We start from the raw sequence: 10,107 nt of genomic DNA, 5'->3' as shown, positions 1-10,107 counted from the left end.
ATGACTTACAACACACAGTAAAGCAATCGTTGAAGACAATGATGCTCGCGTTCACTATACGGTTACGAGACAACAACTCTTGTAACACACGAACACCTTCAGTGGTGCTCATGATCGCCTGGTGGCGGTGGTGGGTGCGCGGGAGGGGTTTGCACTACGGCATTCTTCTGGAGCACTTTGTTGTTTCGAGACTGTTACGGCGGTCATAGCGTGGGGGAAACGCCCGGTCCCATACCGAACCCGGAAGCTAAGGCCCACTGCGCCGATGGTACTGCACTCGTGAGGGTGTGGGAGAGTAGGTCACCGCCGGACTTAACTTAGTATGATGGTTTGAGGCCCTTGCACCTGTTGGTGTGGGGGCCTCACCTGTTTAAGCCTTCGGCGCATATACGAGCGACGTCCTTCGGGCTAGCGATCTAATAGATACAGTGAATAATAGGTACTGCTAGATCCGCTATATAGGGAGCCCCTCGTTGACGACAGATGCGCTGAAATATCGTGATGATTCCATCCGCCCCCAGGACGACCTCTACCGTCATTCGAACGGAAAGTGGTTCGAATCGGCTTCCATCCCGAGCGATCAAGGGCTCTACGGATCTTTCATGGAGCTTCGCGACGACGCTGAAGACGCGGTCCACGCGATCATTACAGATGCAGTCAAAGCGCACGAATCCGGATCAGAACTAGCGGGTCCGTCACAGCGTATCGCCGATTTGTACGGTAGTTTCATGAACGAAGAAGTCATCGAACAGCGCGGCGCCGATCCGGTCGCTGAATACCTGCAGGCAATTTCGAACGTTTCAGATGTCGAATCCCTGCTTGAGCTTTCTGGCTCCTTCTATCGCAAGGGCATAAGTGGCTTCCTTGCCTCGGGAGCAATGAACGACGCCGGAAACCCGGAACGAAACCTGTTGACCTTCTTGCAGGGCGGTCTTGGGTTGCCAGATGAGTCCTATTACCGCGAAGAACAGTTCGCACAGACCGTCTCCGACTATGAAGAACACCTAACCCGGCTGCTGGCGCTCGGCGGCATTCCCGACCCTGCGCAGGCGGCTGCCTCCGTGACTGCGTTGGAGACCAAGATAGCTAGTCATCACTGGGATCGGGTCAAGGTCCGTGATGCTCAGGCACGCTATAACCTCATGACCGAAGAAGAAGTCTTCAAGTTGTTCCCCGGCCTGCGCACCTGGCTGAAGGGCGCCGGGATCGAATCGAAGTACTCTGCCGAGGTAGTATTTTGGCAGCCAAGCTACTTCGAAGCGCTCTCCGGACTGCTCAGCGCAGAACCCCTGGAGAGCTGGAAGAACTGGCTCACCGTTCAGGCGCTGCGTTCCTTCGCACCATACCTGTCCAGTGCGTTTGTCAATGAGAATTTCTCTTTCTACTCGGCCAAGCTCGGTGGGGTGGAAACGCTGAAGGAACGCTGGAAGCGCGGCGTATCCTTCACCGAAGGCGGCGTAGGCGAGGATATTGGTCAGCTCTATGTGGCCAAGCACTTCCCGGAAGAAGCCAAGCACGCGATGGACGCACTGGTTGAGCGGCTTATCGAGGCCTACCGCATATCGATCTCGAATCTGCCGTGGATGGGCGCGGAGACCATCGAGAAGGCCCTTGAGAAGCTGTCGATGTTCCGGCCTAAGATCGGCTATCCGAACGAGTGGATCGATTACTCCTCAATCGAGACCGATCCGGTGGATGTCATCGCCAACCTTGCGGCGGCGAACGAATTCGAATTCAAGCGCGAGCTGAAGAAGATCGATGACGGGGTGGACCGCGAACTCTGGTTCATGTATCCGCAGACCGTCAACGCCTACTATCATCCGCTGCTCAATGAGATCGCCTTCCCAGCTGCCATTTTGCGCTTGCCATTCTTCGACAAGGACCGTGACGTCGCCTCGAACTTCGGGGCGATCGGTGCGGTCATCGGACACGAGATCGGCCATGGGTTCGATGACCAGGGCTCACAGTATGACGGAACCGGCCAGCTGACCAACTGGTGGACCCAGGCGGACCGCGAGGCTTTTGAGCAGCTCACCGGCAAGCTGGTCGACCAGTACAACGCTTTGCGCCCCACCGAGGCACCGGACCACCAGGTGAACGGGGAACTGACGCTCGGGGAAAACATTGGTGACCTCGGAGGGCTGGGCATCGCCTACCGGGCCTACAAGCTTGAGCTGGCCGCCCGCGGCATCGAAGAGGACGAGATAATCAACGGTGTCACCGGCGATCAGCGCTTCTTCTACTCCTGGGCCGAGTGCTGGCGCACGCTGATCCGGCCGGAGACCGCAGTGGTGCGTGTGACCACCGACCCGCACGCGCCGGGCGAGTTCCGCTGCAATCAGGTGCCGAAGAACCTGACTGCCTTCCACGAGGCCTTTGACACCAAGCCGGGCGATGGAATGTGGCTTGATCCGGCAGATCGAGTGACCATCTGGTAGTACCAGGCAAGGCGCAGGGAGCAATCTCTGCGCCTTGAATTCGTTAAGGCGCGCAGATCACCGTGTAAGGCGCATCATGATCCTGCCAAATGACTAAGAATGGCACGTAGAATGGACTATTGTGACTTCCCAAAATAATTCCGCAGATAGCACCGATCCAAACGACCAGCGTCAGGTCCGCATCGATAAGCGCAACGCCCTGCTGGCAAACGGCGAGGAAGCCTTCCCGGTTGGGGTGGCACGCACTCATAGCCTGCAGCAAGTCCGCGAACAGTTCCCGGAGCTCGAGCCAGATCAGGCGACCGGCGTCAAGGTCGGCATTGCCGGACGTATCGTCTTTATGCGCAATACCGGCAAGCTCTGCTTCGCCACCGTGCAGGAGGGCGGCCCGAAGGGCGCCGGCACCCGCCTGCAGGTTATGCTTTCGCTGGCAAATGTCGGCGAAGAGCGCCTGGCCCAGTGGAAGTCCCTGGTCGACCTCGGTGACCACGTATTCGTGACCGGCGAGGTAATTTCTTCGCGTCGCGGCGAACTGTCGGTGATGGCAGATGGCTTCGAAATGGCTTCCAAGGCCCTGCGCCCGTTGCCGGTGCTGCACGCAGACCTGAATGAAGAAACCCGTGTGCGTCAGCGCTATGCGGATCTGATCGTTCGCAACGAAGCCCGCGAAATGGTGTACAAGCGCGCGGCGATCATCCGTGCGGTGCGCAGCACCCTCGAGGACCACGAGTACGTCGAGGTAGAGACCCCGATGCTACAGCTGGTGCACGGTGGAGCCTCGGCCCGCCCATTCAAGACGCACCTGAACGCCTTCGATCAGGAAATGACCATGCGCATCGCCTTGGAGCTGTACCTCAAGCGTGCAGTGGTTGGCGGCGTGGACAGGGTCTTCGAAATCGGCCGCATCTTCCGCAACGAGGGCGTGGACTCCACGCACTCGCCGGAATTTACCATGCTTGAATGCTACGAAGCCTACGCAGACCAGTACGTGATGGCGGAGCGCATGCAGCAGATGATTCTCAACGCGGCGGATGCCATCGGCGCCGGTCGCACCATCGAGACCGCAAACGGCACCATCAACCTGGACGGCGAATGGCGCTGGTTGAGCGTGTACCCGGGCCTCTCCGAAGCCGTGGGCGTGGAGATCACCCCAGAGACCGACGCCGAGGTATTGCGTGGCGTCGCCGAAAAGCACCAAGTCAAGATCGACCCGTCGTGGAGCGCGCAGAAGCTTGTCATCGAATTATTCGGCGAGATCGTCGAGCCGAAGCTGATCGACCCGACCTTCGTCTGCGATTACCCGCCACTGGCCCAGCCGCTGGCGCGGCCACACCGTTCAAAGCCTGGCGTCATTGAAGCGTGGGACTTGATCATCGGTGGCATGGAGCGCGGTACCGCGTTCTCCGAGCTGATCGACCCAGTCATCCAGCGTGAGCGCCTGACCGAGCAATCGTTGTTGGCTGCCGGTGGCGACCCGGAGGCAATGCAACTGGATGAAGACTTCCTGCGCGCACTGGAATACGGTGCCCCACCAATGGGTGGTATCGGATTGGGCATCGATCGACTGGTTATGCTCTTCACCGACCTAGGAATTCGCGAAACGATCCTGTTCCCATTACTCAAGCCGGAGGCATAAATCCCATGCCATATGTAGAGGCAATTGTTCCAACTATCGTGCTGGGGCTCATATTTTGGTACGCGATCAAGGCGATTTCAAACGCTGATCGGAATGAGCGCAAAGCCCAGGCCGAAGCCGAAGCTAAAATCGCACATCATGGTAATTCAGAAACCAGCACGTCCGGAAATTAGGATAATCCTAGTAATTACCTCTTAATTGTTTGATGCGTTCGAATTTATTGCAAAATCTGACTATACTTGATTTTTGCAATGAACTTTGAGTTCTTATGGACTTAGTTCAGCAAATCCACGCATGGAGGAATAAGAATAATGGCACGTCAGGTTCAGATTGCCCTGATTGACGACATTGATGGCAGCGAAGCGGTTGAGTCGATTTCGTTCAGTATTGCTGGTCAGCACTACGAGATTGACTTGAACTCGGAGCACGCCGACGAATTCCGTGCGGCCCTGGAGCCATATATCGAAGCTGCGCGTTCGGCGAAGCAAAGCAGCGCGAGCGAGGCTCCTGCAATTCGCGCATGGGCCAAGGAAAACAACATTAAGGTCAACGCCCGCGGGCGCTTGAATGCTGATGTTGTTGACGCCTATAACGCTGCTATGCGCAAGGGTGGCCGGGGTCGCGCCAAGTAATTCACTAGGTGTTGAATTAGTCTCAGCAAAGGGCCGGAGTATCGAAAGGTACTCCGGCCCTTTGCTTGTATCACGAGCAGATTACGATGATTTTGTTTGGTGCACCAATCAAAATCATTTGCTTGAAGATAGAACGAATAAATTGACGATAAAATTTGCCTGACAGATATTGGTTTGCCAATCGAATAATCCGTCATCTAGCCCTGCGGGTTATCCCTATGGCGAACAAGGGCGCATTGTGGCCCCGCGGTGCGTAGCATCGAATTATTGGTAAGCAAGGAGTGTGCCGAAGATGTTTGAGAGATTTACCGACCGTGCCCGTCGAGTTGTCGTGCTCGCCCAAGAAGAGGCGCGCATGCTCAACCACAACTACATCGGCACCGAGCACCTGCTGCTCGGTCTTATCCACGAAGGTGATGGGGTCGCCGCCAAGGCGCTCGAATCGCTGAATATTTCGTTGGGTGCCGTGCGTGAGCAGGTGCAGGAGATTATCGGAAAGGGCCAGCAGGCACCTTCCGGTCATATCCCCTTCACTCCACGCGCCAAAAAAGTTTTGGAGCTCTCGCTGCGTGAAGCGTTGCAGCTGGGGCATAACTACATTGGAACCGAGCACATCCTGCTCGGCCTGATCCGCGAGGGCGAGGGCGTCGCAGCCCAGGTGCTGGTGAAGTTGGGTGCCGACCTCGGTCGCGTGCGCCAGCAGGTCATCCAGCTGCTCTCGGGCTACCAGGGAAGCAAGGACACCGCCTCGGCTGGTGTCAGCTCCAGTGGCCAGCAGGAGGGAACTCCTGCCGGTTCGGCAGTGCTGGATCAGTTCGGCCGCAACCTCACCGCAGCCGCCCGCGAGGGCAAGCTGGACCCGGTGATCGGTCGCGAGCACGAGATGGAACGCGTTATGCAGGTCCTCTCGCGCCGTACTAAGAACAACCCGGTCTTGATCGGTGAACCTGGTGTCGGCAAGACCGCGGTTGTCGAGGGCTTGGCCCAGGCGATCGTGCGTGGCGACGTGCCGGAGACCATCAAGGACAAGCAGCTGTACACCCTGGACCTCGGTTCGCTGGTGGCTGGCTCGCGTTACCGTGGTGACTTCGAAGAACGCCTGAAGAAGGTGCTCAAGGAGATCCGCACCCGCGGGGACATCATCTTGTTCATCGACGAGATCCACACCCTGGTGGGTGCCGGTGCCGCCGAAGGCGCAATCGACGCGGCTTCGATCCTGAAGCCGATGCTGGCCCGCGGCGAGCTGCAGACCGTTGGCGCCACCACCTTGGATGAGTACCGCAAGAATATCGAGAAGGACGCGGCGCTTGAGCGTCGTTTCCAGCCGATTCAGGTCAAGGAGCCTTCGGTCGAGCTGACCACGCAGATCCTGCGCGGCCTGCGTGACCGCTACGAGGCGCACCACCGCGTGTCCATCACCGACGGTGCCCTGCAGGCTGCCGCCACGTTGGCGCACCGCTACATCTCGGACCGATTCCTGCCGGATAAGGCCGTTGACCTGATCGACGAGGCGGGTGCACGACTGCGCATCCAGCGCATGACCGCCCCGCCGGCGCTGAAGGAAATGGACGAGGAAATCGCCACCGTGCGACTGGAGAAGGAAGCTGCGATCGATGCGCAGGACTTCGAAGGTGCCGCTTCGCTGCGCGACAAGGAGTCCAAGCTCATCGAGGCCCGGAACGAGAAGGAAAAGTCCTGGCGCAACGGCGACCTGGATGAAATCTCCGAGGTCACCGAGGATCTTATTGCCGAGGTGCTAGCTAACTCGACCGGTATTCCGGTTGTGAAGCTGACCGAGGAAGAGTCCACGCGCCTGATGAACATGGAAGAAGAGCTGCACAAGCGTGTCGTCGGACAGGACTCGGCGATCAAGTCGATCAGCCAGGCGATCCGCCGTACCCGTGCAGGCCTGAAGGATCCGAACCGCCCCGGCGGCTCGTTCATCTTCGCCGGCCCGACCGGCGTGGGCAAGACCGAGCTGGCCAAGGCGCTGGCCGAATTCCTCTTCGGTGAGGAAGACGCGCTGATCACCTTGGACATGTCCGAGTACTCCGAGAAGCACACCGTGTCGCGACTGTTCGGTGCCCCTCCGGGCTACGTCGGTTACGAAGAGGGCGGCCAGCTGACCGAGAAGGTGCGCCGTCGGCCATTCGCCGTCGTGCTCTTCGACGAGGTGGAGAAGGCCCACGCGGACCTGTTCAACTCCTTGCTGCAGATTCTGGAAGACGGCCGACTGACCGACTCCCAGGGTCGCGTGGTGGACTTCAAGAACACCATCATCATCATGACCACCAACCTTGGTACCCGCGACATCTCCAAGGGCGTGATGACTGGTTTCCAGTCCGCCTCGGACACCAAGACCGGTTACGAGCGGATGCAGGCCAAGGTCCAGGAGGAGCTGCGCCAGCATTTCCGCCCGGAATTCCTGAACCGTGTTGATGACACCGTGGTCTTCCCGCAGCTGAGCCAGGATGAGATCGAAGAGATCGTTGATCTGTTCATCGCACGCCTGTCCAAGCGCTTGGACGACCGCGGCATGACCATCGAGCTGACCCAGGCTGCACGCAGCCTGCTCGCCGAGCGCGGTTACGATCCTGCAATGGGTGCACGCCCGCTGCGCCGCACGATCCAGCGCGATATCGAGGACCAGCTTTCCGAGCGAATCCTGTTCGGGCAGATCGTCACCGGCCAGAAGATCACCGTGGACGTCGAAGGCGAGGCGGAGACGCGCAAGTTCGTCTTCCACGCCGAGGGCGGCAACGGCCAGCTGGAAGGCGAGCCGGCACCGGCGGCGCTGGAAAGCTAAGACGAACCATTAAGCACCGCGGGTGCGGCTTCCGGAGAAATCCGGAAGCCGCACCCGCGGTGCTTTTTATTTAGTTTCCGACGGCCTTCGCCACCAGCGCGGCGAGCATCGCGGCCTGCTGGTCGTTCAACCCGGTGATCGCGAACGAGGTGGGCCACAGCGTTCCCTCATCGAGCATCGCCACATCGTTGAATCCGAAGGTCAGGTAGCGGGCCTCGAACTTCTTCGCATCCTGGATGAAGCACAGCACCTTGCCATCGAGCGCGTAGGCGGGCATGCCATACCAGAGCTTTGGCTCCAGTTGCGGCGCGGTGGCGGTGATGAGTTCGTGCAGGCGCTGGGCCAGTTCCTTGTCCGTACCCTCGAAGGAGTCGATCTTCGCTTCAAGATCCTTGCGCGCCTGCTCCTGCTTCTCGGCCTTGGTCATGCGCTTCTTCGGAGCCTTTACCTCGGCCGCGCGTTCCTTGATTGCGGCCTTCTCGGCGGCGCTGAATCCCGACTGGTCTGTATCCGGCATGCTTTTCTCCTAGGAAACCTGGTTGATGCGAACCATATTGCCCGAGGGATCGCGGAAGGCGCAATCGCGTGGCCCCCACGGCTGGTCCACGGGCTCTTGCAATACCTCCGCACCGCTGGCGCTCAGCGATTCGAAGAGCGAATCCACGTCGGGAACCGAAAGCACCAAACCGCCCAGCGCACCCTTGGCGATAAGCTCCCCGAGGGCAGCGGCGTCTTCTGCGGAGCGCCCCGCGCCCGGAGCGGAAAGCACCAAGTTCAGCCCGGGCTGACCCGATACTGCGAGGGATACCCATCGGAACCCGCCGTGAGCCACATCGGAGGCGACCGCTAAACCGAGCGCGTCACGGTAGAAAACCAGCGCCTCATCAACGTCGAGAACCGTCACGGGAACATACTGCACACTAATATTTGTCATGATTTCAGCCTAGCGGCGGGATTTCTGCCCGGCTTCTTCAAAACTGCTCAGAATCGCGGCGGACGCAGCAGGATCTTGGCGATGCAGGCGGGAATCTCTTCCGTCGCCGAATGCTCGCGCTCGCGGTAGGCCGAAGGGGACTGCCCGACCACCTCGGTGAACCGGCTGCTGAAAGAACCCAGCGAGCTCCAGCCGACCTGCATGCAGGCATCCGTCACCGACACCCCGGCGCGCAGCAGGTGCATGGCCCGCTCGATACGCCGGGTCAGCAGGTAGGAATACGGTGTTTCGCCATAGGCGCGCTTGAACTCGCGGGAGAAATGAGCGGGGGACATCAGCGCACGAGCGGCCATGGCCGGCACGTCCAGGGGGTCGGCATACCTGCGGTCCATCAGGTCGCGGGCCCGGCGCAGGTGGGCGAGTGTCTGCAAATCCATTTAGGCACGCTTTCGGAAGACCAGATACAGCCCCAAGAGCACGCAGCACAGGTAAATTCCGATGACCGCAACCCACCCGGCGGTGAAGCCGCCAGGGGAGGAGATCAGCGCGCCCATCAGCAACGGGCCAAAGGTGAATCCGGCGAATTGGCCGGCCGAGACGATGCCGGTGGCACTGCCCAGGGAAGCCGCGGGAACTGCGCGCAGCAATGCCGCCATCAGCACCACCGAGACGCCCAGCGCCGCCGCACCGTGCAGGATCACCGCCAGCCACAGCAACCAGGCCGAGTGCTGAACCTGCGCTTGCCAAAATGTCAGTCCTCCGGTGGTAGCCAGCAGCGCCAGGGTGAGCAGCAGTTTCGGCGCGGAGACCCCGCGTCCCATCAGCGCGCCCCAGCCGATGCGGGCGCTGACCCCGAAGGCGCCGGCCACCGCGGCGGTCAGTCCGCCCAGCAGCAGTGAAAAGTCCAACTCGCGCACCGCGAAGAGCGGAAGGTACACGTTCGTCGCCTGCACCCCCAGGCCGTTGACGAAGCCGAAGACGGTCAGCGTGACGACGATGAAACGGGTGGACGGGCCGGTAGCGGCTGCCGAGTTCTCCCGCTTGACGCTCGGGGCGGCCGGCAGCATGGCGGTGGCGTTGAGCAGCTTCACCGCGAGCACACCGAGCACCCCTGCCAGCACCGCGCCGGCCAGCGAGGCGCCGCGCCAACCCACCCAGGCTGCCAACAGCGGGAACCCCAAGCTGCCCACCAGCTGGCTGACCTGCACCCCGGATTGCTTGACCCCGGTCCAGGTGATGCGCTGGGCACCGGGCACGCGTTGGACCAGCACCCGGTTGGTGACCCCATTCGGGAATGACTGGGCGAACCCGGCGAGCATCGCGGCGATCAGCAATACCGCGTATCCGCCGGGAAGCGCAACGAGCGCCAGCGCGGCCGCGGCCAGGCCGAAGATGATGATGAACAGGGTGGTGTCTTTTTGCCGGTCCGCGAAGGAGCTGAAGGCGGCGTTGCCGACAGCCGCGCAGCCGAAGCATACGGTAGCCAGCAAACCGAACTGCGCCTCGCTGATGTGCAGGTCGCGGATGACAAGGTCACTGGTCGCGCTCAACCCGTAGGTGAACAGCGGTGCAATGCCCACCGCTGCGAGGAGTACCAGCAGCAGGCCGGCTCCGGGTTTGGCCATATGCCGTTGCATGATGCTCCCTGATTTGTGCTTGTC

9 protein-coding genes and 1 rRNA gene are annotated in these 10,107 nt (G+C 60.4%); 6 read left to right on the top strand and 4 right to left on the bottom strand.

Annotation, left to right across the window (positions count from 1 at the left end):
• Positions 1-195: 195 nt before the first annotated feature.
• The 6 genes from rrf to CQ017_RS10555 all read left to right on the top strand — a co-directional run bounded on the left by rrf (position 196) and on the right by CQ017_RS10555 (position 7,512).
• Positions 196-312, top strand: a 5S ribosomal RNA gene (gene rrf, locus CQ017_RS10575).
• 161 nt (positions 313-473) lie between these two features.
• Positions 474-2,438 carry a M13 family metallopeptidase gene (locus CQ017_RS10570; protein ID WP_258133587.1) on the top strand — a complete coding sequence of 655 codons (1,965 nt, stop codon included), beginning with the start codon at positions 474-476 and terminating at the stop codon, positions 2,436-2,438.
• 121 nt (positions 2,439-2,559) lie between these two features.
• The gene (gene lysS, locus CQ017_RS10565) at positions 2,560-4,074 is read left to right on the top strand and encodes a lysine--tRNA ligase (protein WP_105553660.1); all 1,515 of its coding nucleotides are present in this window, start codon (positions 2,560-2,562) and stop codon (positions 4,072-4,074) included.
• Between the two features lie 5 nt (positions 4,075-4,079).
• On the top strand, positions 4,080-4,247 hold the full coding sequence (locus tag CQ017_RS18120) for a hypothetical protein (protein WP_181148467.1): 168 nt from the start codon (positions 4,080-4,082) through the stop codon (positions 4,245-4,247).
• Between the two features lie 138 nt (positions 4,248-4,385).
• The gene (locus CQ017_RS10560) at positions 4,386-4,706 is read left to right on the top strand and encodes an Lsr2 family protein (protein WP_105553659.1); all 321 of its coding nucleotides are present in this window, start codon (positions 4,386-4,388) and stop codon (positions 4,704-4,706) included.
• A 292-nt stretch (positions 4,707-4,998) separates the two neighbouring features.
• Positions 4,999-7,512, top strand: coding sequence for an ATP-dependent Clp protease ATP-binding subunit (locus CQ017_RS10555; RefSeq protein WP_105553658.1), 2,514 nt, complete (start codon positions 4,999-5,001; stop codon positions 7,510-7,512).
• Positions 7,513-7,582: 70 nt separating this feature from the next.
• Here CQ017_RS10555 and CQ017_RS10550 read toward each other — a convergent pair whose 3' ends face one another.
• Genes CQ017_RS10550 through CQ017_RS10535 form a run of 4 tightly spaced genes read right to left on the bottom strand, consistent with a single transcriptional unit; the run spans position 7,583 to position 10,083 of the window.
• The gene (locus tag CQ017_RS10550; RefSeq protein WP_105553657.1) at positions 7,583-8,029 is read right to left on the bottom strand and encodes an iron chaperone; all 447 of its coding nucleotides are present in this window, start codon (positions 8,027-8,029) and stop codon (positions 7,583-7,585) included.
• Positions 8,030-8,038: 9 nt separating this feature from the next.
• Entirely contained in the window at positions 8,039-8,446 is a 408-nt protein-coding gene (locus tag CQ017_RS10545; RefSeq protein ID WP_105553656.1) for a VOC family protein, read from the bottom strand.
• Between the two features lie 47 nt (positions 8,447-8,493).
• Positions 8,494-8,883, bottom strand: a complete 390-nt coding sequence (locus CQ017_RS10540; RefSeq protein ID WP_105553655.1) for a helix-turn-helix domain-containing protein — start codon at positions 8,881-8,883, stop codon at positions 8,494-8,496.
• Positions 8,884-10,083, bottom strand: a complete 1,200-nt coding sequence (locus tag CQ017_RS10535) for a nitrate/nitrite transporter (protein WP_181150533.1) — start codon at positions 10,081-10,083, stop codon at positions 8,884-8,886.
• Positions 10,084-10,107 lie beyond the last annotated feature (24 nt).

It is taken from the genome of Arthrobacter sp. MYb224 (genome assembly GCF_002975455.1).
Taxonomy (GTDB): Bacteria; Actinomycetota; Actinomycetes; order Actinomycetales; family Micrococcaceae; genus Glutamicibacter.
This window is presented reverse-complemented; position numbering and strand designations above follow the sequence as displayed.

Bases quoted from the DNA above. Each gene is read 5' to 3' on its own strand.
- CQ017_RS18120 (WP_181148467.1), top strand. From the start codon at position 4,080: ATGCCATATGTAGAGGCAATTGTTCCAACTATCGTGCTGGGGCTCATA.
- CQ017_RS10560 (WP_105553659.1), top strand. From the start codon at position 4,386: ATGGCACGTCAGGTTCAGATTGCCCTGATTGACGACATTGATGGCAGC.
- CQ017_RS10555 (WP_105553658.1), top strand. From the start codon at position 4,999: ATGTTTGAGAGATTTACCGACCGTGCCCGTCGAGTTGTCGTGCTCGCC.
- CQ017_RS10550 (WP_105553657.1), bottom strand. From the start codon at position 8,029: ATGCCGGATACAGACCAGTCGGGATTCAGCGCCGCCGAGAAGGCCGCA.
- CQ017_RS10545 (WP_105553656.1), bottom strand. From the start codon at position 8,446: ATGACAAATATTAGTGTGCAGTATGTTCCCGTGACGGTTCTCGACGTT.
- CQ017_RS10540 (WP_105553655.1), bottom strand. From the start codon at position 8,883: ATGGATTTGCAGACACTCGCCCACCTGCGCCGGGCCCGCGACCTGATG.
- CQ017_RS10535 (WP_181150533.1), bottom strand. From the start codon at position 10,083: ATGCAACGGCATATGGCCAAACCCGGAGCCGGCCTGCTGCTGGTACTC.